We start from the raw sequence: 26,319 nt of genomic DNA, 5'->3' as shown, positions 1-26,319 counted from the left end.
TCTTCATCCTTCCTTGCCTTCAATGGTATAGGGATCACTCTTGTTGCCAGTCGTCGTAACGTCAGAAGTGACCGAGAATTTCACCGACGTCTGCCGCCATGTATCCGCAGTAGCCCCTTCATCCTGCAAGCCCAGCAGATCCCAGTTATTTCGCTTTCCCAAAGCAGCCATCTTCTCCGATTTGTCCGCTACGACGCGATTAAACGCCTTTTCGATCAACTGTATGTTTTGCAACGATAAGTTGGTATTCTGTGTGTTGTTCAATATGCGGAGATCAGCATGAATGTAGATGTTGAGATGGTTGGCGGATCGATTCCATTTCCGTTTCACTTGGACGTTATTCGTCTCGACGTCGATATAACTTCCGCCTACTTGAACCGTTTCTGTGAATTTCCGATATCTCGTGTTCAGGATGTGATAATAGTATTTATTGTCACTGTCCAAGTGTCCCACCATGCGTCCTTTAGAGAACACCGCGCTGTCCGCGAAAAAGGAGGGGGCTTGTTCGCTGACGTCAATCTGCTCCATTCTCTCCGTAGTATCCGCCGGTTTGCCGCGGTAGTGGATCATCGGTATGAGTGTCGGCAGTTGGAATTCCATTCCTGTCACGATGTCTTTGACACGGATCGGCTCTACGCCTCCCGTAAAGGACCCCCGCGATAAAATGCGAACAAGCGAAGTGGCATGGCGTCCGGGCACCTTTTCGAGTGTCGTAAAGCTGTTCATAACGTCCTTTAGAGGGGAATCCGTTACAAACAGATACACGTTCATGCGCCATTCGGGTGTCGTTTCCAAGTAGTTAAGGATATCTATGATTCCTTGACGGGCTACCTCTTCCGATAATATATAGCACTGCAAATGTGAAGTGAAAAGCAAACGGGGCATCATCGTGGCCGTTTTCTGCATGAACCGGCCTAAGCTGTATTCCTTGAAACGGTAGGTGTAAACCGACGCCTTGGATCCGCCGCCTTGCCTGGAGGAAAGAGCCGGCGGGTTAATTACTTGGTAATAAGCGGTATACATACCCGTCGATGGTTCCCGGTCGATGCCGAATGTGGTGACGATTGCCAGTTCGTTGATTTCTTTCTTGTCCCAGCAGCCTGAACAGAGAAGTAAGGCGACCAGTAAGATCAAGAGCCATAATTTTCGCAATGTTCGGCCCCCTATTTTTTTCTAGAGAACATTTGAGGCGTTCGTTTCATCCAGAACCGAGGAACGCGCAGGATCGTGTCTTTGAAGTCTGACAGAATTAAAGGCGCGACGGGAGACATGTATTTCACTCCGAAGGAACGCAAAGAGACTAGATGGATCAAGACAAACAACGTCCCGCACAGGATTCCGTATAACCCCATAAAGCCTGCCAGCAGCATGAACACGAACTGGAGGATCCGCTGCGCAACGCCGAAGCCATAAATAGGCGACACGAAATTGGAAATGGCCGTAATCGAAACGACAATGACCATGGCGGCGGAGACGAGTCCCGCTTCGACCGTAGTCATGCCGAGTACGAGTGCGCCTACGATGGAAATAGATTGACCGGCAATCCGAGGCATTCGCAATCCGGCTTCCCGCAAAATTTCGAACGTGACCATCATGATCATGGCTTCCAGAAACGCCGGGAAAGGCACGGCTTCCCGCTGTGCGGCCAAGTTGATCAAGAGCGAAGTCGGCAGCAGCTCCTGGTGGAATGTGACCACTGCTATGTATAAAGGAGGGATGAAGACCGAGAGCATGAAAGCGAACATGCGCAACCATCGCGACAGCGTGGCGATATCCGGCCTCTGGTAGTAATCTTCCGGTGAAGAGAAAAGTTGAAAAAAAGTAACTGGACCGATCAAGGCAATCGGAGTGCCGTCGGTGAGAAGCGCTACCTGCCCGTCCAACAGTTTGCCCGTGACCGCGTCAGGCCGTTCTGTCCCGATAAGTTGAGGGAACGGAGACCACGTCTTGTCTTGGATCCAATCTTCCATATAAGAGCTTTCGAGAATGCTGTCAGTTTGGATGGCTTGCAGCCTACGACGGAATTCTTCTACGACACCAGCGGGGGCAACGTCAGGTAAATAGGTCAAATACACTTTGGTCATCGATTTAGTTCCGATGGTCATCTGTTCAAAAACCAAATTTTCACTTTTGAGTCGTTTACGAATGAGTGCCACGTTCCGACCGATGTCTTCGACGAAACCTTCCCGCGGTCCGCGTACTGTGGCTTCCGTCTGAGGCTCGGTTACGCTTCGATAGTCACTGCGTTTGACGTCAAAGCTCAGGAAAAGGTTTACATGCGTCGGAATCAGGAGGCACTGGCCCTCCAGCAGCAGGCGGATCCCCTCATCGGCATCTGTCCATTCCTTGTTTTGGACGAAGGGGATGCGGCGATGAAACCATCCCAGGTCGCCAAGATCGGAGTCTTCTTCCAGAGGAACGGCGGCGAGTATGGGTTTGACGACAAACTCGTCCACGAGAGCCGATTCCACGATCGAGGATAGATAGAGGCAGGTGAACGCCGAAGATCCGCGGAGAGGGAACGGCCGAATGACGAAGTCAGGGGCTTCTTTCATGCGATTTCGGATTTGCTCCTGTATCGGCAGGGTAACGGATAGTTTAGACACAGTTGAACCCTCCATGATTGATATGGTGTACAACCCTCCATCATCAGTTATTTTGTGCAATGAATAGAAAAATATACCATTGAAACTGTGGGTTGATAAATGAGAACTTGGCCCATAAAATTCGAAAGTTTCGTTCGAACCTGTACGAAATCGAGGAAATGGGTATAAAATAAAATGTAGAGGTGGGGATATGAGCAAAAAGCAAGATATTATGACAGCCACGCTTGACTTGATTCACGAAGAGGGGCTGCAGTCTGTCACTTTTTCTAAACTATTCAAACGGGCGAGCGTCGGATCCGGCACCATCTATAACTATTTCGCGAATAAAGAAGAGTTAGTGAATGAGGTATATAGAGAGTCGCGGACAAAAATGGGCGAATACCTTCTGCAAGGGTACGATGCGAATGCAAGCCTATACGAACGATTTAAATGTCTTCAATTGAACAGGCTGCGATTTGGCATGCATTTTCCGAAAAGGTTTTTATTTATCGACAGCTATTCTTTTTCGCCGTACATAGATCCCGTACTGCGCAATCAGGATGACGATTATCAATCCAGTCAAATCGTTCAGGAACTGATCGTTGATGGCCAGCGGCAGGGCATCATCAAAGAAATGGATGCGCATCTTTGCCACCAGCTGATCCACGGTATCATTTCTTCGATTTTGAAAGGTTTTTTTGTAAATAAATATCCTTTAAACGAAGTGCAGATTCAACAAATGATTGAGGCATCATGGAAAGCCATACTTGTATAAAAAAAGAGACCGTTCTATGCATTCGTGCACAGTGGTCTCTTTTTTGAATCGGTGCTGATTCATGTGTTTGTAGTTAAATAGGATGGGAATCGGCAGGCGGATTCATGCTACAATAGAGTAGTTATTTTTTTACGGATTCGGAGGGTCTAATGAAAGGCAAAACGAAACGAATCAATGCGATAATCGGTGCGGCCGCTGTTGTATTTTTATATTACTGGCTGGTCGGCTTTCCGGCTGCATGGACGATTCATATGGCGGATATCGCGAATAACACGGAGAAGTTTACAGATAAACACGGGTATGCCGTTACGGGAAAGTATTCCGTTTCCGTCGATTTGGCGGATTTGGAAAGCAACGTAGGTAAAGAGCTGTACAATGACGGGGCGCACCGAATTTATGTGATGTGGATCGATAACGCCGGCTTGCAAGGCGGAGGGTATCGGATCGGCTTTCGGGCTGCCGGAACCTACTCACATAACGGAGCGTCATTGATATCAGGCACGCATCACAAGACGGTAGGCGAGCAGGAGTTCGCAACCGAGATGACTGCAAAGATGACGGCCGAATATAAGGGAAATGTGTATGAGAGCGCCACGTACGGCACCGGCGGCCTTAATTACAAGGATGGGGATGAATTTTCTTTCTACTTATTTCCGAACGATGCGTATGAGAAGGATGCGATCACGTTAAGCGAAAAAGGCGTTGTTCGGCTGACGGTCACGGGATTGTATCAAAATCTATGGTCCAGGAATCCCTAACACGATAAGGGAGATGCAGCGAGGCTGGTTCTCCGTATTCGGCGCGGAGCAATTCAACGATCGCAGGAACGGCAATAAGTTCATGCTTAATGTCATTTAGGAGGAGTGCGCAATCGGCGCCGCTCCTTCTTTTTTATTGCTCGACAGCGACGATAGCGGCCTTCTGTTACCGATGGCTTGCGGACACATTTTAAATTCATGCACATAGGATATTATCAAATTTAGTTAAGCGAATACCATAAAGAAACGGCGTCTTTTGAATGGAGTGGCATTATCATGTACGATTCGTTAAGAAGCGTAAAAATCATTTCGCTCATACTTATATCACTTGGCATCGTCTTTTTTTTGTTAGAATTAACGGCCGCGGGAAGCGTATCTATATTTGGTCTGGTTTTGTTCATGACCGGATTCGGGCTGAATTCTTTAATGCGCGCGGTAAAAAGCGAACTTGAGAAACTTCGATTGGAGAACGCGGAGTTAAGGCGACAAATGAAGGAAAAATGGAAATGATTCAATGAAGCCGCATATATTGCGGCTTTTTTTTGTATGTGCAGAAGTTCTAATCATTTGCTTAAGGACAAGCTTTCAATATGGGAGAATCGCACTCGTTTGTAAAAAAAATCATGAGTTTCCTGTAGGATTCGTTAGGATTGCGTAGGTTACCGTTATAGTTGTCTACACAGCAGGTGATCTAACCTGGCATAACCTGTCCATCAGAGAGGTGATAGACAACGATAAGGGGGGATTGCGATGATTGAATTTAAGCAAGTGGAGAAACATTTTGGCGACTTTCATGTGCTTAAAGGCATCGATCTGCGAATTGAGCAGGGAGAAGTTGTCGTTGTAGTCGGGCCATCCGGTTCGGGGAAGAGCACCCTTCTTCGGTGCATCAACCGGCTGGAGGCGATTACAAGCGGATGCTTGACCGTTAACGACGTCGACGTCACCGATAAGAAAGCCGACATCAACAAGCTGCGGCGGGAAATCGGCATGGTGTTCCAGCACTTCAATCTCTACCCCCATCTGAAAGTGATAGACAATATTACGCTCGCTCCAATGAAGGCACTCAGCGTCCCGAAGCCCCAAGCGGCGGATACGGCAAGGATGTATTTGGAGAAAGTCGGCATCGCCGAGAAGGCGGGCGCTTTTCCTTCGCAGCTGTCCGGTGGACAACAACAGCGCGTGGCAATCGCCAGGGCGCTGGCCATGAGGCCGAGGATCATGCTCTTCGACGAGCCGACCTCCGCGCTCGACCCGGAAATGGTCGGCGAAGTGCTGGACGTCATGAAGACCTTGGCGCACGAAGGGATGACGATGGTCGTCGTTACACACGAGATGGGTTTTGCGCGTGAAGTAGCGGATCGTGTCGTCTTTATGGACAATGGGCAAATCGTCGAAATCTCTCCCCCGGAGGAATTCTTCGTGCAGCCTCGGGAAGAGAGGGCACGTTTGTTTCTCAATCGCGTGCTGCGCCATTAACGGCTTGCGCGCGATCGAACGATGTTACCAGACCTTGCAATCCCATATCGGAGAGGGGTTTATATGATGAAGAAAAGAAATTGGATGACGCTTGGCATTGTACTGACGTTTCTTTCCACGGTCTTATTGACCGCATGCGGCAGCAATGAAGGAGGAGAAAACTCCGCTGCGAACGGAGGTTCGCCGTCCGAAGCGGAATCGACGTTAGGCGATATCAAGAGTCGAGGGAAACTCGTCGTCGGCGTCAAGTACGACACGAAGCTGTTTGGCCTGAAGGATCCGGCGAGTGGCAACGTCGAAGGCTTCGACGTCGACATCGCCAAGGCGCTTGCCAAGGAAATTCTCGGCGACGAGACCAAGATCGAGCTTAAAGAAGTCACTTCCAAAACGCGTATTCCGATGTTGAATAACAACGATATCGATATGATCGTCGCCACGATGACGATTACGGAGGAGCGCAGGAAAGAAGTCGATTTCTCCGACGTGTATTTCAAGGCGGGCCAGTCCCTTCTGGTGAAGAAAGGAAGTCCGATCAAGAGCATCGACGACATCAAGAAAGGCACGAAAATATTGGCCGTGAAAGGCTCCACCTCGGTCGACAACATCAAAGCAAAGGTGCCGGACGCGACCATCCTGGAGTTTGACAACTACCAGGACGCGTTCAGCGCGCTCAAAGCCGGTCAGGGCGACACGCTGACGACCGATAACGCGATATTGTACGGCATGGCCGTTCAGGATCCGAACTACGAGGTTGTTGGGGAGCCGTTCACCGACGAGCCGTACGGCATCGCGATCAAGAAAGGCGCAACCGATCTTCTGAACAGCGTCAACGAAGCATTGAATAAGCTGCACGACAACGGCGAATACGACAAGTTGTATGAGAAATGGATCGGTAAAGCCCCGTCCGGGGAATAGTGGATTGCAAACAACAGGATGGGTGGCCAAGCGCCACCCATCTTCTGCATAGCTGGAATAGCTGGAGGGGATAGCATGCCGGACCTATCGATTTTTACGGACCATTTCGGAATCTATATGAAAGGGTTTGGCAACACGATCTGGGCGAGCGTTATTGCTTTGCTTGGCAGCTTCGTTCTCGGGACGATCATCGCCGTATTCCGCATTTCGTCCGTCAAGCCGTTGCGGTGGATCGGGACGGCATACGTCGAGTTCGTTCGGAATATACCGCTGCTGCTGGTTGTTTTTGTGTTTTATTACGGCTTGCCTTCGGTCGGCGTGACGTTAAGCGGATTCATCAGCGGCACGGTCGGACTAATGGTATATACCGCCTCCTTCGTTGCGGAAGCAATCCGGGCGGGCATCATGAGCGTTCCGTCCGGACAGACGGAGGCAGCCAGAGCGTCGGGATTGACGTACATGCAAACGATGCGCCATGTCGTGCTTCCGCAAGCGATTAAAATCGTCATTCCCCCGCTTAGCAACCAATTCATTAACCTCGTGAAAAATTCGTCCATTCTCGGCGTCTTCGCCGGATTCGATCTGATGTATTACGGCGATCAGGTGGCCAGCAAGACGTACGCAACTTTCGACACCTATATCTTCGTCGCAGCGCTGTATCTCGTGCTGACCCTTCCATTAAGCTTCGCGGCATTGCAACTCGAACGAAAGTTGGCCAAGAACGGATAATAATGCCGCTAAACGCAAAATTCGAGTATAACTTTTAGGAGGATCGGCGGATGGACATAGCTGGCGCTTTCTCTTACCATAATCTCATCTTCATTATGAAAGGCTTCGGCATTACGCTCTGGGTTGCATTTATCGCGATCGTGGTTAGCTTCGTGCTGGGCAGCATCACCGGAACGCTGCGTTATATGAGAATTCCGGTCTTATCCCGTATCCTCGGCGTGCTTGTCGAGTTTATCCGGAATTTGCCGCTGTTACTGATCTTGTTTTTCACCTATTTCGCGTTGCCGGACGTCGGCCTCAAGCTGGGGGTCATGAGCTCGGCCATCTTCGGTCTTGCGGTATTCGAAGCCGCCATGATCTCGGAAATCGTGCGCAGCGGACTAAGCTCCATCCCGAAAGGCCAGGTCGAAGCCGCCCGTTCGTCGGGTCTCACTTATACGCAGACGGTTTGGCATATCGTGCTCCCGCAGGGACTGAGGCGCATGATACCGCCGATCGTGAGCCAGTTTATTTCCCTGCTTAAAGACACGTCGCTCGCCATCGTGATCTCGCTGCCTGAGCTGATGCATCATTCGAAGATCGTCATCGCGCAAAATTACAATTATACCATTCCGATTCTGGCGCTTGTGGCCGTCTTGTATTTCGCGGTCAATTACGCGTTGTCGCTTGCGGCTAGGAGCCTGGAAAACAAATGGGGCTAAGCATTCAAGGATAATATGATCCTGATGGGAGTCATTCCTATAGCCATACAAAATTGGTCCAAATCCGAAAGCATGCAAATTACCATCGTCGCCATCGTCGTAGCGGTTGCCGGGGAGTTCAAGATTAACCCATTCATCGGCGAGGTTTTTCGCATCGGTCTTGGCTGCAGCGCCTTTCTGTTTTTACTTCTATTGATGAACCATCTGCCTTATTGGCGGACGGGGATCGCCGCAGGTGCGACGGTGCTGCTGTTTCGGGTATCGTTCGACGGAGCTGCCTCGGCCGGTACGTTCTATCTACTCGACAGCGTGAAGACACACTTTTCCGCCATGCTCTTTTACGTGGTCTTCGGGGCCGGAATGGCCCTCATTCAAAGCAGAATCAATCAATTGAATCCGCTTATTCTCGGCGCATGCGTGTCGCTGATCGACGTTGTCTCCAATGAAGCGGAGCTGCTGATGCGCAGCGTCGCTTTCGGGCTGCCGTATTTTCAAACTAATCAATGGGTGCTGATTTCGGTCATCGCCGTGGTGCGCAGCTACTTTACGACGGGCATCTACAGCAGCATCGCCGTGCACCAAATGCGAAGCGTTCACGCCGAACAGCAGAAACGGATCGAACAAATGATTAATGTCGGCAGCGGTCTCTATGGCGAGGTCTTCTATTTGCGCAAATCGATGGATGTAATCGAACAGATTACCGCGAAGAGCCACGATCTGTACGGTTTACTGAACAAGGAAGGACTGTACGGCCATGGCCGGTCCGTTCTCGGGATTACCCAGCAGATTCACGAAGTGAAGAAGGATTCTCAGCGCATCCTGGCGGGACTCACGAAGCTGGTCGACCTGGAGAGCGCCCCGGAAATGACCTTAGCCGAGATCGTCGAGCTTGTGGGAAAGTCGAACGGCGAATACAGCCGGATGCTTAAGAAAGAGGTCCGGATTGAGAAGGACGTCGGCATCGATTACCTGACCGCTCACTACATCCCGCTTATTACCGTGCTTAACAATTTGACGGCCAACTCGGTCGAAGCGATCGAGCGGCATGGCACGATACGCATCCGCGTACGCGAACGCCAAGGAAATACCTTGTTTATCGTCAGCGATACGGGGACAGGGATCGCCGAACAGGATAAGGATATGGTATTCGAACCCGGGTTTACGACCAAATTCAATCAGGAAGGCGTCGCGGCGACCGGCATCGGCCTCTCGCATGTTCGCGATATCGTCGGCTCGTTCACGGGGAGACTCCTCCTGACGGAACCGGGGCGGGACGCTGAAACCACGTTCGCCGCGGCTTTTCCCACCGTGAAGTTGAAGAAGGGAGTGTAGGTGCAATGCTATCGTTTTGTATTGTCGACGACGATGCGGTAAGCAGGCGGATGCTGCAGACGATTATCGAGAAAGGCGGCGTCGGCGAGGTGGTCGGAATGGCGGCGGGCGGCGTTGAAGGGAATCGGCTTGTATTGGACGAGAACCCCGATGTCGTGCTCATCGATCTGTTGATGCCGGACCAGGACGGAATAGAAACGATCGCGAAACTGAAACAGGCAGGGTACGAAGGCAAGTATGTCATGATCTCCCAGATCGAGAATAAAGAAATGATCAGCAAAGCGTATCAAGCAGGCATTGAATTCTATATCCAAAAGCCGATTAACCGGGTGGAAGTCAAGGCCGTGCTCGGCAAAGTATGCGAGCAATGGCGATTATCCCGTTATCTGAAGGAAATCAAACAGTCGATCGCGAAGCTGGATGACTTGAATTCGGAACCCGCCGGCGCGCGGAAGAAGTTCGATGCCAAAGAAATCATACGGATGATCTTAATGGACATGGGCATCATCGGGGAGAGCGGAAGCCATGACATCATCACGATGATGTCATGGGTGATTCAACGGCATCAAGGCGGGGGCCTTCCGCCGCTGAAAGCGCTGTACGAGGTCGGAGCCCGGGAGAGCAAGCCGGATGGCGGCGATATCGAGAAGGAAGGGAAGGCGGTCGAGCAGCGCGTTCGCCGGACCGTCATCGCAGCATTATCCAACCTGGCAAGCATCGGGCTCACGGATTACAGCCACCCGAAGTTCGAGCATTACGCGCCGCTTTATTTCGACTTCGAGGACGTGCGTCTCAAGATGCGAGAAATCGACGAGAAATTCCCGCAGGAGAAGCGCAAAGTCAATATCAAGAAATTTCTTCAAGTGCTGTACCTGGAGACGCTTGATAAAATGAAAAGTCAGTAAACTGAAAATCGCAATCATAGCGTGAAGTCCGCGTAATTCGCGGGCTTCTTTCATGCGTATTTTCATTGTCGGAATGACACCGGACAGTTGAACGCAACAAAAAGTTGAATATCGACGCGCAAATTGTGGGATAATTATCTAAAAAAATGCACCTCTCGATTCACTATTAGTACGTAGGGTTAAGTTTATAGAATTAAAGAAATGTCTGAGGAGGTGTCTTATGTTGAAAAACTATCGGCTGACCAAAGCAGTCAAGCGCGGTCTGAGCCACTTCGATCCGAACGATACAGGCGGCTTTGTAAGCAAAGAAGAGATTCAAGAAGAGTTCGGACACATGGAACGGAAGCTTCGCAATCTGCAGGACAAGTTGTTTGCCTCGAAGACGAATAGTGTGCTCGTTTTGTTTCAAGGGATGGATTGCAGCGGAAAGGACGGCGTCATCAAGAAGGTACTGTCCAACCTGAATCCTCAGGGCTTTCGGGCGGAGAGTTTTAAGAAACCGACGCTTGAAGAGTCTGATCATGACTTCTTATGGAGAACGCACAAGGTTGTCCCCGCCAAAGGCTATATTACCGCATTTAATCGTTCCTATTATGAGGATGTGCTCATTACCCGGGTACACGGCGTGATAAAGGACGACGAAGCAGCAACTCGGATGAAGCATATACGGCATTTCGAGAAGCTTCTAACGAACAATGGCGTGTTGCTGATTAAAATTTTCCTGCATATTTCGCCTGAATTTCAGCTCGAGAAAATCCGCGACCGGCTGAGCAACCCCGAGAAGCTATGGAAATTCGATCCAAGCGATCTCAAAGAACGGGATTACTGGGATTCATACATTGACGCATACGAAGATGTCTTCCGGCATACGGCAACCCATCAAGCTCCGTGGCATATCGTCCCAGCCAATGAACGATGGTTCCGCGACTACTTGGTGCTCCGGACTATAATCAGTTCCTTGGAGAAGTTGGATCTTTCTTATCCGGAACCGGACATCGAAACACGAAAGCTTCTGGAGCAGCTTCAATCCAACGCCTCCTTGTCCCAATAGTTGGAGGAACTTATCTCAGTAAAGCAGTTAGTTGAACCAACGAGTAACGATAGTTCGGAAAATACAAAGGCAACCGATCAGAGGATCAGTTGCCTTTTTTATTTGCTAAGAAAAAGAGATGATGCCACAACGGCACCATCTCTATGTATGAAGTACAAGCAATCTCGAAATACTTACCCTTGCGGGATCGCGCTTTCATCCATGTAGCCGATTTCCCAATGATGACCGTCGAGGTCTAGGAAGCTTCTCTGGTACATGAAGCCGAGATCTTGTGTTTCTTTTGCAATATGGCCACCTGCCGCAATCGCGTCGTCAACTAGCTTGTCCACTTTTTGGCGGCTCTCGACCATTAATGCAATTAAGACTTCGGTCGTTTTGGATGCATCGGCAATCTCTTTTTTGGTGAAGGTCTTGAAATACTCTTCAACCAACAACATGGAGTAAATGTTTTCTCCGATGACCATACAAGTTGCATTGTCGTCCGTAAAGTTGGGGTTGAATTCAAAGCCTACCGCGGTGAAAAACGCAATCGATTTCTTCAGGTCTTTTACCGGCAAATTAACAAACATACTTTTGGCTGTTTCTGCCATTCCGATCACCTCACGTATACGGTAGCATTATGATAAATTGGATGTCAAACCATATGGATACGAAAAAGAAACCGTCCAAGCTCAGCGAGTGCTGTGCCGGGACGGTTTCTTTTTTGTACTGCCGTGCGTTACGTATTTGCTTTGCCCGCATAGACGTTGATGTGGTCAATATGCGCGATTTTGCCTTTGGCGACTTTGCTCGGGCCGACGAATTTCAGTTCGTATGCTTTGGATGGATGGTAAACATAGATTTTGTCCGTGCCGGTGAAACGGACTTCCTTAGGCATGCCAAGCGTTTTGATGACGGACGCGAACGTCAGCGATTTGACGCCTCCCGTCCGATCGACGGACGTCCCAAAATTGCGCAAATCGTAGATGACGCCGGATTTATTAACGCCGAAGCTGTATTCGCCTTTTCCCATGCCCAAATTGTAGCCTTCGTAATGGTTGCCTTTCAGGTCGCCGCCTACATCCGGTTCGCCCCATTTGTAATGAACGGCGGAGATCGGCGTTTTGCCCGCGATGGCGTTTAAGCCTGGGATTTTTCCTTCGCTCGCAAGCTTGTATAGGCTCTTAATATAGTCATTCTGCGCGTTCGTGCTAGCGCTGGCTGCTGCCGCGTGGACATTCGAATGAGAGATTGCCGTCATGGAGCTTACCGCGATCAATCCGGTTAAGGCCAGCTTGGCGGCTAATTTATACGATTGTTTCGATTTGTTCAACATAAAGAATTTCACCTCTTATTAGTATTGGAGACAAGGGACGGTTAGCTCTTACAACCTCATAATACCCAGACTAGCCTAAGAAGGAATGACAGAACGGTAAAGAAACAGTTACAAGAAGGTTACGAAAGATTCAGCTTGCAGAAAGGAGAGATTGAAGAAATAAATCTGGATACAAGAACATTTGTTCTGTTATAATGAAGCCACCACTTTATAAAGGGTGATGATTATGGACAATGCGCATTTGGATTTCATTGAACAGCAGGCACACCAAGTCAGCCTCAACTTCCGGAATCGATATCGACGGCCCAAACCAAACTTAGACCAATCAGATCGAGATAAAATTGTTGACGTGCTGGTGGAGTCATTAGGATTGCGCTGCACCGTACATCTGCGCCTGTATCATGAGTTTGAAGATTGTGTAGTTATTGGCGTAATTGATACAATTAATCCCTATACAAGGCAGTTCTTAGTGGATGGAGAATGGTTTAATATCGAGGACGTTATTAAAGCTAATTCCGAAAAACACATCGAAACACGGACTACTGCCAACAGATCGAACATCTAAATTCGAAATCAGAGGAGAAGCAAACATGAGAAAACTCGTATTGTTCATGCATGTGTCGCTGGACGGGTATGCGTCGGATTCGAACGGAGGACTAGATTGGATTCCGTACAACGAGGAATTAGAGAAGTACGCCGAGGAAGTCGTAGCCGAAGTCGGCTCTCCCGTATACGGACGAACAACGTATCGGATGATGGAGAGCTACTGGCCCGCGGTGCTGGATGATCCGAATGCGTCGAGGCACGGTATGGAGCATGCCAAATGGCTGCAGGATGTTAAGAAGATCGTTATTTCCGGCTCGATGGACAGCGTCGAATGGAACAATACGATGCTGATCAAGGACAATATCGCGGAGGAAATCAAGGCGCTCAAGGAGCAGCCTGGCAAAAATCTCGTTATCTTCGGCAGTCCGGGGGCGGCGAAGACGTTGCTTGAGCTTGGCTTAATCGACGAATTCCTGCTGACGATTTGTCCGGTCATCTTGGGCGGCGGACAATCCGTATTCCACGGCGACGGTGAGAAAACCAAGCTCAAGCTGCTGTCCAGCCGTACGTTCAAGTCGGGTATTATCGCCGCCCGCTATGAGCTGGAGAGATAGCCCTACCGTCCATAAGAAAGCTGCCGTGAATATCGGCAGCTTTTTCAATATCTATTAGGGAAATTCAGATCCATGTCTGTTCCTTGTCGCAATATGAGACTATCCATTTCATAGCAAAGGTTTATAATGGACTTGTATTTAGGACAAGAATACGGATGATTCAGGGAGGATAAGCGGTTGAAAACAAAAGCGTGGTATGCCAAGGCGCCTTTTCAATTTGAACTTCGCGCAGGCGAGCTTGGGGAGATCTGTGAGGACGAGGTGTTGATTCGTGTCAAAGCTTGCGGCATATGTGGGACGGACATGACCAGCGTGAAATCGTCCGCTGAAAATTGGGAAGCGATCGGGCATGAAATAGCCGGTGTTGTCGTTCGAAAAGGTGCGCGCGTCAACCATGTCGTGGAAGGCGCCTCGGTTACGTTGGAGACGAGTACGTTCTGCCGAACATGCGAATGGTGCCGGGATGGGCGTTACGATTTGTGTAATAAGGGGCCGAGTTTTTGGGGCAGGAATTTCTCCATGGGATTCGCCGATTATATCGTCGCTCCCAAGGAAGCGGTCGTTCCGTTCGAAGGGCTGTCCTTCGCTGTTGCCTCTCTTGTGGAGCCGCTTGGCGTGGCGGTCGACCTTACGGAGACCGTTGACATCCAAATGGGCGATGATGTGTTAGTACTGGGGCTTGGACCAATCGGCTTGATGGCACTTCGCCTCGCGAAACTAAGGGGCGCACGTAAAATCTACGCGGCATCCCGGTCCCACTCCGTTAAGCGAATCGAGACGGCGCTCGCATTCGGAGCGGATGAAATCATTCATACGGACAAGACGCCGCTCGAGTCATACCTATTCGACCGTGGGGGAGTGGACCGAGTGCTCGTTTCAGCGCCGCCGTCGACGATTCCGTCCGCGTTCAAGGCGGCAAGAACCGGCGGCGTGATCGGCTTCATCGGCATTGAGTATGGCGCCGGCGCCGGTATTACGTTCGATGCGAATGAATTCCATTTCAAGAAGCTGCAGTTGAGAGCGTCTCACGCCACTCCCGCGCTGTTCTTTCCTAAATGCATTGAACTGCTGAAATCGGGAGCTGTTGATGGCGATGCGCTGATCTCTCACACGTTCTCGCTGGAAGAGTTCCCGGCCGCGATGCAGGCGCTGCGTGACGATCGGGGGTCTGCGGTCAAGATGGTCATGGTCAATGAGTAATACGAAGGCAGCCGGTCAATAGGCTGCCATTTTTGTTATAGAGATCGTATTTTTTAGTGGAATAAGCTGAATTCGACAGAGGAGCGATCGCCTAATATCTTATATGCGTAAGGCTTTCCGATAATTGGACGGGGAGACCGCCATTTTCTGCTTGAAAATCCGGCTGAAATAATACTCGTTCTCGTAACCGCAGCGAGCAGCGATTGCCGACATCGGTAAGGAAGTGTCCTTGAGCAGTTTTCGCGCTTGCTGCAAACGCAACTCCGTGACGTAGTCCATCGGAGTTTTTCCGAATTGCTTCGTAAACTTTTGAGTGAATTGAGAAGGGCTCAACCATAGCTCGTCCGCGATCGTCTTTAAGTTAAATCTACCGAGCGCTTGCTGCCTGATGCGCCGTAAGCTCTCGTTCATGAGCGGATCGCTGCTGCTCGGCATCATTTCGGATTCGCCGGACCAATAGGTCAGCCAGATGTCCTTGAACAATAGATTCCGTCTGGCTACCGACAGCGAATCCGGTTTCTCGGATACCGATCTGAGCTGCGCAAGCGTGGACTGGAACCGCGAAGCATCCTGAATCTGAAACTTGCCTCTTGGAATCCGGCTGGACACCTCTTTTACTTCCTCGTCCGAATTGGTCCAATCGAATATGAAGAAGTGGAAGGATAAAGGCGTTAAGGCTTTCCGGTAGATATCCGTTCCGCAAGGTAAAAGAACGAGATCGCCATTCGCGGCGATTCCCTTCGTTCCATTGCATTCAAATTCGAAACTACCGTCCTCGACAACAAATAACAACCATTCGTTATAACGAGAATGCTCTAGCATGAAGCGTTCGGCATTCTCCTTGAAGAAATGATAATGTACTTGTGCATCTAGTTCCCATGGCTCGATCAAATCAATCACCATTTTCGTAAATTTAGTATAAGAAATTTTATAATATTGTGCATTAAAAGAAAAAAATAATTACATATACTTAAATATTGTATAAGTCATCATGCAAGTCAATATCCAATCCATTGTAGGGGGAACTATCATGAATCATACGGATCTAACGGAGTATGTGAAGCAATTCGAGCAGAATGGTTATTTATTGCTGCGGGACGTTTTGCCGCAGGAACGCGTGGAGCGGCTAAACCTGGCGGTAGATGAGCTGATTGCAATGGAGCCCGATGCACTGGCTTATAACTTATACAACAGTGTTGAACGGCATGATGAGATTGCCTCACTTATGGATGAACCGTCCGTGCTCCCGCTGATCGTTAATTTGCTGGGCCACAATATTCAGCTGCATATCTCGCATTTGACGATCCGAAAACCGAATCCCATGGATCTGGATACATCGACGCAAAGCTTTATTAATTGGCATCAAGACGGACCTCATCCACAGTTCCCTTCGGTAGGCGGGGTGACCGGGTTATATTACGTAAAAGTGTGTTATATTCTAAGTGACATGTCACAGCCTGATCGAGGCAATACAAAAGTGGTGCCCGGATCCCACAACCGACCTTATCAGCCGGAATGTCCGGATACCAGGCAGAAGATTGAAGGAGAAGTTCAGATTTGCGGTAAACCGGGAGATGTCTTTATTTTCGCCCAGAACCTATGGCATTCGGCTGCGCCTAATCATTCTCCGCATACCAGACGTCAGCTCTTCATGGGTTACAGCCCCATCTGGATGCGTCCGATCGATTATCATACAGCTTCTCCGCGATTGCTTGAGAAGGCAACGCCTTACCAGCAACAGCTGCTTGGCGTTATTGACTCGAACCCTTTTAAATATTACGTTCCTGACGCGTCGATGCTTCCTTTAAGACAACTGATCACTCGATAGCATGCCGGACAAATTCTTTCCAATTTGTACAACTAAGGAGATAAAACTATGGCAGAAAACAAATTACTACGCATGGACAATGTCGGCATCGTTGTAGAATCCCTCGATGACGCCATCTCTTTCTTCGAGGAGATTGGCTTGAAGCTCGAAGGGCGAGCTACTGTCGAAGGCGAATGGGCCGGTCGCGTAACCGGGCTGGGTTCACAGACTGTAGAGATTGCCATGATGGTAACCCCGGATGGCCACAGCCGAATTGAACTGTCGCGATTTCTCAACCCGCCTACGATATCAGATCACCGAACTGCTCCCGTAAATGCCCTCGGTTATCTACGCGTCATGTTCGCCGTTGAAAACATTGACGAACTGGTATCCAGACTCACTAAGCGTGGTGCTCAGCTCGTTGGTGAAATCGTTCAGTACAAGGACTCGTATCGGCTATGCTACATACGCGGAAATGAAGGGATTCTAGTCGGTTTGGCGGAACAACTCGTCAAGAAATAAGGGACGTTTGCAAGAAGACATAACGAAGGGCTGCCTATTGGCAGCCCTTCGTTATGTCTATTTATTGACGACAAAGCTAGATTATCCGCGGCTGCCCGGTTTTGTGGTTGATTCCCGGATGATTAGTTTCGGAGGGAAGAACAGTTTCTTCGTCCCCTGATCCGGATTTTCCATAATCGAGACGAGCAGCTTAGCGGCTTCTTTGCCGAGCATATTCTCCTCCTGGCTGATGAACGTCGGTCTTACACTGTAGAATTCCGATAGCTCGAAATCATCGAAGAAAATAAGGGACAGGTCATCCGGCACACGGATTCCCATTTCCGAAGCAACTTTTATGACTTGCAGTCCAAGTCCCGGGTTAATGGCGAAGATTGCCGTCAACTCAGGATGCCTCGACAGAAAGTCCCGGATTTTCGCTTTGATGGGCTTAGGTTCACCTAGCTCAATATCCACGTAACGATACCGACGGTCGATCGGAATATGATGCTCGGCCAGCGCTTTCTCATAGCCGAGCAAGCGGTCTTCAATGCTGCTGGTGCCGTTAATGGTCGTGGAGAGAAACCCGATGTGACGGTGTCCGAGCGAGATCAAGTGATTGACGCCTTCCTGGGCACCTCTGAAGTTATCCGGACATACGCAATTCGTGTCGATTCCGCGCAAATATCGATCCATAACGACAAGAGGAAACGATTTAAGGGTAAGATGCAAAATTTCGCGATTATACGACTCGCCATCTACAGGATAGACGATCATGCCCGCAACATGGCGTTCGACCATTTCCCGGATGACGCGCTCTTCCTTCTGGATGGAGTTCTCCGTGTTGCATAAGAGCAGCGAATAGCCGGCTTCGGAGAGCATGCTTTCGACACCGTTGATCAAAAGCGCGTTGTGCTGATTGTTGATGAATGGGAGCAACAGCGCAACCGCGGGCGCTCTTTGCGGTTGAATAGGCGGTTCGACAGCAACAGCTCCTTTGCCTTGTACGGCTACGTAGGTGCCTTTCCCTTGAATACGATATACGATACCTAACTCGACCAGATCGGACATCGCCTTCTTTACGGTAATTCGGCTTACCGAGAATTGCTTGGTCAGTTCGCTCTCGGACGGAAGCTTATCATGAGGCAGTAAATGCGCAAGCTCGATCTCTGAAATTAGATGATGTTTGATTTGCTCATAGAGAGATAAATGCTGCACGTTATTCGTCATATTTTGCAACTCCATGTCCAATTTGCTTGTTATATACCATCTTATAGGTTGGTATGTAAAATGTAAAGATTAGCTAAAATTTTTGGTGGAAAAGAGAGCGTTCATCTTTGTAAAATGGAGCATTGCTACGAGAACAAGAACTAGAAGCCGATTTATTTCGGAAATCGGCGTAATAAGAGGGAAAACGGTCATTTACAACTTTTTCCTACAATGCTATTATTCATGCCAAGTGCATAATAAGTTTATACCATAACATTACAAGTACATACCAAGTATGATGAGGGTGGAGTAGATTCACCCTCTAAGCGATTAGGACTCGTCTCGTCCACGCTAAAGTGTAAGCGCATTCTTTGGGTACGTTGAAACGTTCCTTAGCCGGAATATTTCATAAATGGATGAAGAGTAGGGGGGCGTGCTGCTTTACATTTGCTCTAATTCGAGAGGTTGTTGAACGTATCTAAGGAGGATGAACATGGAACAACAGAAAACGAAAACGAAAAAGAAACAACTGACGAAAGCCGGATTGTTATCTCTTGTTGTCATCTTGTTGCTCAGTCTATTCACCGGTTGTACCAGTAACAACAATTCTGGCTCGGCAGAAGAAGGCAGCGCAAATGGAGAAGAGACGGAGAAAACGGGCAGCGATGATTCGGAGCCTCTTAAATTCAGCTATTCAAGGCCAACATGGGGACCTGCCACCTATACGAAAGGCGGCGCCTATGAGAAGGAATTATTCAAGCAAGGAAACGTCGAAATCGATGTGAGGATTATTCCGGTCGTTGACTATGATGCCACGATCAAGACAACGGCTGCAGGCGGCAATATGCCGGACGTTATCTGGGGCTGGGGTCCGGTGGATCCGTTCTGGAAGGATCTGCAGGATCAAGGCGCTTTTCTGAAAATCAACGAATATCTGGATCAATATCCGGCGATCAAAGACGCTGTTCCAGCCGGCATCTGGGAGAAGATGGCGGACGACAAAGGCGATATCTACTTTATCCCGAACTTGATTTATCCGGTCGTTCCGTTCTTTATTAACTACCGTGCGGACATCTTCGATGAACTGGGCATACCGGAGCCGACCTCCGTTGCCGAGCTGCAATCGGCGCTGGAGAAAATTAAAGCAAGCGGCAAAGACATCGTGCCGATGACGCACGGCAATACGCATGCCTACTGGGCGTCGAAGGATTTGGCAACGTCTTTTGGCTCAGGATTCGGTTGGGCTCCGTCGAAAGAGGATCCGAATACGATCGTACCTCCGGAAATGCAAGAGGAGCATCTGAACTTCAAATTCTGGCTGCAGGATATGAAGAAGCAAGGATTATTCGACGAGGAAGCAGGCGTCAATCCGGATGCCTCGTTCGGGGAAACGAAATTCAAAGCCGGCCGCGCGGCGGTTATTCTCGGCGGCAATCTGCAATCGCTCTATCCGGAGCTTAAGAAAACGACGCCTAGCGCGGAAATTAAGATTATGTCCCCGCTAACCGGCTTGGATGGCCAGAAGGGCGGTACGCGCGTTGTTTTCCCTCAAGACCGGGGATTCTACGTGAATGTAAAGGCCAAAGATAAAGCCGATCGCTTCTTCAAGTTCTTGAACTGGACGTTAACCGAAGGGTCGGAGCTCAGAAGATACGGGGTTGAAGGAAAGACCTATACCGTAAATCCGAAAGGTCAAAAAGTGCCGATTCCGGATGAAGCTCGTGAAAATGACTACAAAGGAGCTCAGATCGAGCCGCTCAAGTTCATTGACCCGATGAGCGAGAAGCTGGACTGGGAAGCGCAAGAGCTGTCCTTTACGGGTGCGGGGATTCAGGATAAGTTCGAATATTATAAGGGCATGTTCGAGAAATACGCCGCAACGCCTTATAACGATTACAAAGACCCGACCGTGACTTCTCCGACGCAAGCGGAAATAGGACCGCAAATTTGGGAGGATTACATGGCGAAGGTAGACGGAAGTATTTTGACCGACATGAACCTGACGAAAGAAGCGTATCAAGCAGCCTATAAGAAATATTTGGACGCAGGCGGGCAGAAGATTATCGATGAGATCAATGAATTGCAGAAGAATAAGTCCGAACCGAACTATGTAGATTAATAGGCATTCGCCGGAGAAGGGCAGCCCGATTGCCCTTTTCCGGGAAAGGAGTGATTCCGATGGGCGCGAAATCCGTCAATACGCTGGGCACGCGGATATGGAAGTCGCGATTTATCTATTTGCTGATTCTTCCTACGATCATCTATTTTGCTATTTTTACATATGCGCCCTTCTATGGCATCTCAATCGCTTTTAAAGATTACAAAATCTTCGCGGGCATCATGGACAGCCCATGGGTCGGCTTTAAACATTTCGAAGCGATGTTCACCTCCGAGAAATTTCCGGCGCTGATCAAGAATACGATCATTATCAGCATGTACCGGCTGCTATTCGGCTTTCCGATTCCGATTCTATTTGCTTTAATGCTGAACGAAGTAAGGAGCATGCTGTTTAAACGCTTCATCCAAACCATCACCTACTTTCCCCACTTCTTGTCGTGGGTCGTATTCGCGGGGATCATCTACAACTTTATCGGTCCCAGCGGAATCATTAACTTGGTGCTGGTGAACACCGGATTGGATAAGTTCAATTTTACGACTAACCCGGACGTGTTCCGTACGCTGGTTGTCGTTACGGCCATCCTGAAGGAATTCGGTTGGGGAGCGATTATCTATCTGGCGGCTTTGTCAGGCATCGACTCTCAGCTGTACGAAGCAGCCAAGATTGACGGGGCCGGAAAACTGAGGCAAATCTGGCATATTACGCTGCCCGGAATCAGGCCGATCATTGCCTTGCTGTTCTGCTTGCAGCTCGCGGGGATACTGGATGCGGGCTTCGACCAAATCTTCATGTTCCTTAATCCTGCTCTCTATGATGTCGGAGATATCATCGATACGTACGTGTACCGCTTAGGAATTCTGCAATCGCAGTTCGAGCTCGCGACAGCCGTAGGTTTGTTTAAAGGCATCATAGGGATGATCCTCATCATCACGGCCAATACCATGATTCGCAGGATGGGAGAGAAATCGTTATGGTAGAACAAACCGCCGCGGCGACTCAGCCCGTCAAGGAGCTAAAGCTAACCAAGCGGAGCAGCCTGGACGCCAATCCGTGGTGGGCGCAAGGTCTGATCTACCTGGTGCTTATCGTCGCGGGATTAATTACGCTGCTGCCTATGGTGAACGTGTGGGCCATTTCGTTCAGCGAAGCGCATGAGATTTACAAGAATCCCATGATGCTCTGGCCCAAATCGTTCACGCTCGAATCGTATAAATATATTTTCAATACGCAAGTGCTGTTAAAAGCATTCGGGATTACGGTATTTGTCACCTTAGTGGGGACCTTCTTAAATCTTATATTTACGGCAACCGGTGCATATGGCTTATCGAAGACTCATATTCCGGGCCATCGCTTCTTGCTATGGATCGTCATTATCCCAATGCTTTTTGGCGCAGGACTCATCCCGATGTATATTTTACTCAAAAATATAGGTCTGCTTAATAGCATCTGGGTGATGATTATCCCTCAGCTTGTCGCGCCTTTTAACCTGATTCTGATGAGGAACTTCTTCTGGAGCATCCCGGAGAGTCTGGAGGAGTCGGCCCGTATCGATGGGGCTTCGGATATGCGCGTGTTATGGAGTATTATTCTGCCGTTGTCCAAACCGGTTATCGCGACTGTCGGCTTGTTCTATGCTGTCGGTCATTGGAATGACTTCTTCTCCGGGCTGTTCTTCATTAGCGATAACAGCAAATGGCCGCTTCAGATGGTGCTGCGCTCGATCGTCATTGATTTCAACATGCTGAACATGGGGACGCAGAACACGAGTACGTTAAACGATTCCAGCAAATTGGTCGTTCAGCCGGAAAATATTAAAGCCGCTACCATTATTTTCGCGATCGTTCCGATTCTCGTCGTCTATCCTTTCCTCCAGAAATATTTCGTCAAGGGCATTATGCTGGGCTCCGTCAAAGGTTAATCATCTATTTAAGGCTATGAAAGAGAGGTTGATGGTATTATGAGTACGAACGCCGTCCAAACGACGAAAGAGGAGATTCTGGCGCACTACAAGGAAAATGGCTTCGCCGTCATTCCGAATGCGTTGTCTCAGGAGGAACTGGACTACTTAAACGACTTGGTAGAGGCATCATTGAAAGAGTCTCCGGAGCAATGGCACAAGCCGATAGAAGGCGCGGTCGGCACGGGCAGCTTCCTCGCCAAGCATCCCATTGAGATGGACCGTTTTATACGTCATCCGAATATCTTTCCGCTTATTCAGGAAGTGCTGCTTGGAGAAGCGCGGTTTGCTCAATTTGATTTTCGGGATGTTTCCGCGGAACGGGCGAGCGCCAGCGAGATGAATTTCCACCGCGATATCAGCTATTACGGCACGATAGGCGGAAAAATCTATGATCCGGAAAATCCGTATATCAGTACGTATACATGTGTCATCTATTATTTGTCTGATGTTCATGAGTGCTGCCCAGCGTTCTGTTTAGTACCGAACAGCCATATGTATGGCACGCTTGATGAAGCGAAGGCGAAGCAGGGGGAAGCTTACCGGGAAATCCCGATCCGGGGGAAAGCCGGTACCGCCGTGCTTTACAATATAACGACGTATCATACACGAAAAGGAGGGAGCGCGGATTGTACGCACGGGCGGCGGACGATGCATAACTATCATTCACGGGCGACGAGCTACCCGCTCACGAACTGGGCGACGGTGCCCGAGGTGCTTGCGCTAAGCGATGATCATGATACCCGGTTGTTTTATTCGCAATGGACGCCTAATCAAGTGAAATATGCAAAAGAGAACTATACCAAACCAATCCCTGCCTTCTACCCGATTCATATGGTCAAGTAGCCTCGATAAGGGCAATTTAGAACGTCCCTATTATTTCAGATATTTACAAAAGCGGATAGTTGTCGAAAGACAAGAACAAACATAACAACAACTTGGTAGGAATTAGTTAGCACCTTCGGGTGCTTTTTTATTTGCACCGAGCCGACCGCATTCGACTTTACGACTTTTTTGGTAGCAAAATGTCCAAGCTATAGTGTGAAATTTACATATAATAGCTAGTATTAACTTCCAAAAAAAAGGAAAATGCAGTTTTATCAGGTCTGACATAAGGAAGAAGGGATGAATGAATGGCATTATTATCAACCGGTCCACTTACAAACGAACCTGTAGATGGGATGAGGCCAACTCAACAAGTCACGATAAAACTGGATAACCGCGATCCTGTTAATTATTCTGTCGTTTTACTAGAGGGTTATGTTTTAAACGGTACCCGTTCATTGTATGTACAGGAATTGTTCTCCATCCAGCCAGATGCAGTTGTTACAAAAAAATATCCAGCAAATTATGACGCATTCCAATTCGTTTTTACAACAAGTGGTCCAGCAGCAGGCAGTACTGAGATTTCTTTTTGGGGAAAAGGTTTGTCTGGTCAGTTATTAGCAGCCTATCGTCTTGTATCAAATGAACTTCAAGTCTAACGTGAAGAAGGGATGAATGAATGACATTGTTATCAACCGGTCCAATTGTAAACGAACCCATTGATGGGATGAGACCCACTCAACAAGTCACGATAAAATTGGATAACCGGGATCCTGTTAATTATTCTGTCGTTCTACTAGAGGGTTATGTTTTAAACGGTATCCGGTCATTGTATGTACAGGAATTGTTCTCCATCCAACCTAATGCAGTTGTTACAAAAAATTATTCAGCAAATTATGACGCATTCCAATTCGTTTTTACAACAAGTGGTCCAGCAGCAGACAGTACTGAAATTTCGTTTTGGGGAAAAGATTTATTCGGACAGTTAGTCACGGCTCATCGTCTTGTATCAGATGAATTTTTGGGATCAGGAACCGGACCTCAAGGTGCTCCTGGACCTCCTGGAGCAACGGGAGCAACGGGTGAAACCGGAGCAACCGGTAGCCTATCGGTCAATCGAATTTATGTGGCTAACTTCAATAGTAACAGTGTATCCGTAATAGATGGGATAACGAATGCGGTCATTGCCACCGTTCCGGTTGGGATTAATCCCGCGGGTATAGACGTTAATCCGTTAACCAATCGAATCTATGTTGCGAATGTAAACAGCAGTGAAGTTACCGTTATTAATGGAATGACCAATACTGTAATGGCCACAATACCCGCAGGGGATGGATCCGGGGATGTGACTGTCAATCCGGCTACGAACGCGATTTATACTGCGAATTTCAATAGCAATGACGTCACGGAGATTGAAGGCTTGACTAATGCCGTGGTGACCACCTTTACACCTGTAGGAGGAAGCCCTTTTCCTACGGGGATAGCTGTCAATCCGTTGACCAATCTGATATACATCGCGAATTTCAATTCCGATATCGTAACAGTGGTCGATGGCACGACGAATACGGTAATCGTCAACATTCCGGTTGGGGTTAATCCATTCCGTGTAGGAGTCGATCCGGATACAAATCTGATTTATGTTTCGAATTTCACCAGTAACTTTGTATCCGTTATTAATGGCGCTACCAATCTCGTAGTCGCTAGTATTCCGGTTGGGATTACTCCAGGTGAAGTAGGGGTTAATTCCTCGACGAATGCGATCTATGTCCCCAATCGAGATACGGATAACGTGTCGGTAATAAGCGGACTAACGAATTCAGTTATCTCTACGATTATTGTTGGAAATAATCCGAATGGGGTAGGAGTAAATCCAATAACCAATCGGATCTATGTCACTAATCAAGATGATAATAATGTGTCTGTGATCGATGGTGTAACCCAGGCGGTAATTGCCACGATCCCGACAGGGGCACGTCCATACGCGATTGGCGTAAATCCTTAGAAACTTACGATGGGGGTGGTGATGCGTATGATGGAAGTTCAAACGATGGATGAATTATGGGAACGGTTGTCTAAACTAACAAGAGAAGATTCGGTATGCCAAGTGTTGATCCCCGGAATTGGAACATTCGTAATCGTATTGCAAGAGGTAAACGATCATTACGATATAGCCTTATTAGATGAAGAGAAGGAATTGCCAACCATGTCGGCATCAGAACTTTCGAGAAATCCATATCTAATAGATTGAAGATCTGAACGCCTAGATTGCTGCACAAAACAAGGAGTAAATTGCCAGCGGCAGTTGCTCCTTGTTTTTCATTAACAGGATTACAGGAAAACAGCGGAGCAGCATCAGGTCTCCTACCAACAGGTTTACCAGTGGGTGAAGAAATACCAGGACGGCGGACAGGATGCCCAACAGGACGGCCGAGGACGTAAAAAGGCAGAAGAAGAACTAACCGATGCAGACCGCCAAAAACAAGCGATGAAGAAGCTGGAAGCTGAAAATGAGCGTCTGCGGACAGAGATTGCATTTTTAAAAAAGTTAGAAGAACTCGAGAGAAGGCGACGCTAAATTCAGTCCGACAAGAGAATATCTATTTGGCTATTCAAGGCCTTCAGCAGGAAACCAAATCCGGCGTAAAGGTGCTAATTCGATCGATTCTGACAATCCGAACGACCCTGACGCTACGATTACACTCGCTGCTGTCGGCGACATTATGTTTCACGACACCCAGCTGAAGAGCGGTTATGACGAGGCATCAAGTTCATATAACTTCAAGCCCGTTTTCGAAAACGTAAGACCGATTCTCGAAGCAGCCGACCTCGCGGTCGCCAACTTCGAGACGACGACGGGGGGGGGGACGGACGATTACGCCTACATGGGATACCCAAGGTTCAATTCACCCGACGAGACGATCGATGCCTAGAAGTATGCCGGCTTTGATCTTCTTTCCACCGCCAATAACCATAGCCTCGATACGGTCGGCACTTATGCG

At 48.7% G+C, this 26,319-nt stretch carries 28 protein-coding genes and 1 pseudogene; 23 read left to right on the top strand and 6 right to left on the bottom strand.

Annotated features, from left to right (window positions below; all coding sequences use genetic code 11):
• Positions 1-3: 3 nt before the first annotated feature.
• Together I8J30_RS09945 and I8J30_RS09940 are read right to left on the bottom strand one after the other, a co-directional pair.
• Positions 4-1,152 (bottom strand): Ger(x)C family spore germination protein, encoded by a 1,149-nt coding sequence (locus I8J30_RS09945; RefSeq protein ID WP_210657786.1) that lies wholly within the window; start codon positions 1,150-1,152, stop codon positions 4-6.
• An 11-nt stretch (positions 1,153-1,163) separates the two neighbouring features.
• Positions 1,164-2,606 (bottom strand): spore germination protein, encoded by a 1,443-nt coding sequence (locus tag I8J30_RS09940; RefSeq protein ID WP_210657784.1) that lies wholly within the window; start codon positions 2,604-2,606, stop codon positions 1,164-1,166.
• 190 nt (positions 2,607-2,796) lie between these two features.
• Here I8J30_RS09940 and I8J30_RS09935 point away from each other — a divergent pair, with 190 nt between their 5' ends.
• From I8J30_RS09935 to I8J30_RS09895, 9 genes are all read left to right on the top strand, one after another.
• Positions 2,797-3,360: a TetR/AcrR family transcriptional regulator gene (locus I8J30_RS09935; protein WP_210657783.1), complete on the top strand. Its 564-nt coding sequence runs from the start codon at positions 2,797-2,799 to the stop codon at positions 3,358-3,360.
• 149 nt (positions 3,361-3,509) lie between these two features.
• Positions 3,510-4,118 (top strand): hypothetical protein, encoded by a 609-nt coding sequence (locus I8J30_RS09930; protein WP_210657780.1) that lies wholly within the window; start codon positions 3,510-3,512, stop codon positions 4,116-4,118.
• A 750-nt stretch (positions 4,119-4,868) separates the two neighbouring features.
• Entirely contained in the window at positions 4,869-5,597 is a 729-nt protein-coding gene (locus I8J30_RS09925; RefSeq protein ID WP_210657778.1) for an amino acid ABC transporter ATP-binding protein, read from the top strand.
• Between the two features lie 66 nt (positions 5,598-5,663).
• Positions 5,664-6,512 (top strand): transporter substrate-binding domain-containing protein, encoded by an 849-nt coding sequence (locus I8J30_RS09920; protein ID WP_276316123.1) that lies wholly within the window; start codon positions 5,664-5,666, stop codon positions 6,510-6,512.
• A gap of 75 nt (positions 6,513-6,587) precedes the next feature.
• Positions 6,588-7,241, top strand: a complete 654-nt coding sequence (locus tag I8J30_RS09915) for an amino acid ABC transporter permease (RefSeq protein WP_210657773.1) — start codon at positions 6,588-6,590, stop codon at positions 7,239-7,241.
• 50 nt (positions 7,242-7,291) lie between these two features.
• The gene (locus I8J30_RS09910) at positions 7,292-7,942 is read left to right on the top strand and encodes an amino acid ABC transporter permease (RefSeq protein WP_210657768.1); all 651 of its coding nucleotides are present in this window, start codon (positions 7,292-7,294) and stop codon (positions 7,940-7,942) included.
• Between the two features lie 24 nt (positions 7,943-7,966).
• On the top strand, positions 7,967-9,274 hold the full coding sequence (locus I8J30_RS09905) for an ATP-binding protein (protein ID WP_210657767.1): 1,308 nt from the start codon (positions 7,967-7,969) through the stop codon (positions 9,272-9,274).
• Between the two features lie 5 nt (positions 9,275-9,279).
• A complete protein-coding gene (locus I8J30_RS09900) occupies positions 9,280-10,179 on the top strand; it encodes a response regulator (RefSeq protein WP_210657766.1) in 900 nt (299 codons plus the stop codon).
• Positions 10,180-10,399: 220 nt separating this feature from the next.
• Positions 10,400-11,230, top strand: a complete 831-nt coding sequence (locus I8J30_RS09895) for a PPK2 family polyphosphate kinase (RefSeq protein ID WP_210657764.1) — start codon at positions 10,400-10,402, stop codon at positions 11,228-11,230.
• Positions 11,231-11,403: 173 nt separating this feature from the next.
• On the opposite strand, the gene I8J30_RS09890 is transcribed toward I8J30_RS09895, so the two are convergent.
• Together I8J30_RS09890 and I8J30_RS09885 are read right to left on the bottom strand one after the other, a co-directional pair.
• On the bottom strand, positions 11,404-11,820 hold the full coding sequence (locus I8J30_RS09890) for a VOC family protein (RefSeq protein ID WP_210657762.1): 417 nt from the start codon (positions 11,818-11,820) through the stop codon (positions 11,404-11,406).
• A 128-nt stretch (positions 11,821-11,948) separates the two neighbouring features.
• A complete protein-coding gene (locus I8J30_RS09885; protein ID WP_210657761.1) occupies positions 11,949-12,545 on the bottom strand; it encodes a YjgB family protein in 597 nt (198 codons plus the stop codon).
• 226 nt (positions 12,546-12,771) lie between these two features.
• Between I8J30_RS09885 and I8J30_RS09880 the strand changes: the two genes are divergently transcribed.
• The 3 genes from I8J30_RS09880 (at position 12,772) to I8J30_RS09870 (ending at position 14,905) form a co-directional block, all read left to right on the top strand.
• Entirely contained in the window at positions 12,772-13,110 is a 339-nt protein-coding gene (locus I8J30_RS09880) for a YolD-like family protein (protein ID WP_210657759.1), read from the top strand.
• A gap of 25 nt (positions 13,111-13,135) precedes the next feature.
• Entirely contained in the window at positions 13,136-13,705 is a 570-nt protein-coding gene (locus tag I8J30_RS09875) for a dihydrofolate reductase family protein (protein WP_210657756.1), read from the top strand.
• Between the two features lie 177 nt (positions 13,706-13,882).
• Complete coding sequence (locus I8J30_RS09870) at positions 13,883-14,905, top strand: zinc-dependent alcohol dehydrogenase (RefSeq protein WP_210657754.1); 1,023 nt, start codon at positions 13,883-13,885, stop codon at positions 14,903-14,905.
• Positions 14,906-15,004: 99 nt separating this feature from the next.
• Here the strand turns inward: I8J30_RS09870 and I8J30_RS09865 are convergent, their stop codons facing one another.
• A complete protein-coding gene (locus tag I8J30_RS09865; RefSeq protein ID WP_210657752.1) occupies positions 15,005-15,727 on the bottom strand; it encodes an AraC family transcriptional regulator in 723 nt (240 codons plus the stop codon).
• Between the two features lie 208 nt (positions 15,728-15,935).
• Between I8J30_RS09865 and I8J30_RS09860 the strand changes: the two genes are divergently transcribed.
• Together I8J30_RS09860 and I8J30_RS09855 are read left to right on the top strand one after the other, a co-directional pair.
• Entirely contained in the window at positions 15,936-16,733 is a 798-nt protein-coding gene (locus tag I8J30_RS09860) for a phytanoyl-CoA dioxygenase family protein (RefSeq protein WP_210657750.1), read from the top strand.
• Positions 16,734-16,781: 48 nt separating this feature from the next.
• Entirely contained in the window at positions 16,782-17,234 is a 453-nt protein-coding gene (locus tag I8J30_RS09855) for a VOC family protein (RefSeq protein ID WP_210657748.1), read from the top strand.
• A gap of 81 nt (positions 17,235-17,315) precedes the next feature.
• On the opposite strand, the gene I8J30_RS09850 is transcribed toward I8J30_RS09855, so the two are convergent.
• Positions 17,316-18,440 carry a GntR family transcriptional regulator gene (locus tag I8J30_RS09850; protein WP_210657746.1) on the bottom strand — a complete coding sequence of 375 codons (1,125 nt, stop codon included), beginning with the start codon at positions 18,438-18,440 and terminating at the stop codon, positions 17,316-17,318.
• A gap of 472 nt (positions 18,441-18,912) precedes the next feature.
• Here I8J30_RS09850 and I8J30_RS09845 point away from each other — a divergent pair, with 472 nt between their 5' ends.
• From I8J30_RS09845 to I8J30_RS09805, 9 genes and pseudogenes are all read left to right on the top strand, one after another.
• Positions 18,913-20,538: an extracellular solute-binding protein gene (locus tag I8J30_RS09845; RefSeq protein WP_210657744.1), complete on the top strand. Its 1,626-nt coding sequence runs from the start codon at positions 18,913-18,915 to the stop codon at positions 20,536-20,538.
• 59 nt (positions 20,539-20,597) lie between these two features.
• Positions 20,598-21,515 (top strand): ABC transporter permease, encoded by a 918-nt coding sequence (locus tag I8J30_RS09840; protein WP_210657742.1) that lies wholly within the window; start codon positions 20,598-20,600, stop codon positions 21,513-21,515.
• Positions 21,509-22,456 carry a carbohydrate ABC transporter permease gene (locus tag I8J30_RS09835; RefSeq protein ID WP_210657740.1) on the top strand — a complete coding sequence of 316 codons (948 nt, stop codon included), beginning with the start codon at positions 21,509-21,511 and terminating at the stop codon, positions 22,454-22,456. The genes I8J30_RS09840 and I8J30_RS09835 overlap by 7 nt, the downstream gene beginning before the upstream one ends.
• Before the next feature lie 39 nt (positions 22,457-22,495).
• Positions 22,496-23,341 carry a phytanoyl-CoA dioxygenase family protein gene (locus I8J30_RS09830; protein ID WP_210657738.1) on the top strand — a complete coding sequence of 282 codons (846 nt, stop codon included), beginning with the start codon at positions 22,496-22,498 and terminating at the stop codon, positions 23,339-23,341.
• A gap of 287 nt (positions 23,342-23,628) precedes the next feature.
• Positions 23,629-23,979 carry a hypothetical protein gene (locus I8J30_RS09825; protein ID WP_210657736.1) on the top strand — a complete coding sequence of 117 codons (351 nt, stop codon included), beginning with the start codon at positions 23,629-23,631 and terminating at the stop codon, positions 23,977-23,979.
• 20 nt (positions 23,980-23,999) lie between these two features.
• Positions 24,000-25,322 (top strand): beta-propeller fold lactonase family protein, encoded by a 1,323-nt coding sequence (locus tag I8J30_RS09820; protein WP_210657735.1) that lies wholly within the window; start codon positions 24,000-24,002, stop codon positions 25,320-25,322.
• Between the two features lie 27 nt (positions 25,323-25,349).
• Positions 25,350-25,568 (top strand): hypothetical protein, encoded by a 219-nt coding sequence (locus I8J30_RS09815; protein ID WP_210657733.1) that lies wholly within the window; start codon positions 25,350-25,352, stop codon positions 25,566-25,568.
• 93 nt (positions 25,569-25,661) lie between these two features.
• Positions 25,662-25,895 (top strand): annotated as a pseudogene (locus I8J30_RS09810) (helix-turn-helix domain-containing protein); the annotation flags it as partial.
• 58 nt (positions 25,896-25,953) lie between these two features.
• Entirely contained in the window at positions 25,954-26,250 is a 297-nt protein-coding gene (locus I8J30_RS09805; RefSeq protein WP_338044856.1) for a CapA family protein, read from the top strand.
• Positions 26,251-26,319: the final 69 nt, after the last annotated feature.

It is taken from the genome of Paenibacillus lignilyticus (assembly GCF_017942085.1).
GTDB classification, from domain to species: domain Bacteria; phylum Bacillota; class Bacilli; order Paenibacillales; family Paenibacillaceae; genus Paenibacillus_Z; species Paenibacillus_Z lignilyticus.
The sequence above is the reverse complement of the archived record's forward strand: the minus strand, read 5'-3'. Positions and strand labels throughout refer to the sequence as shown.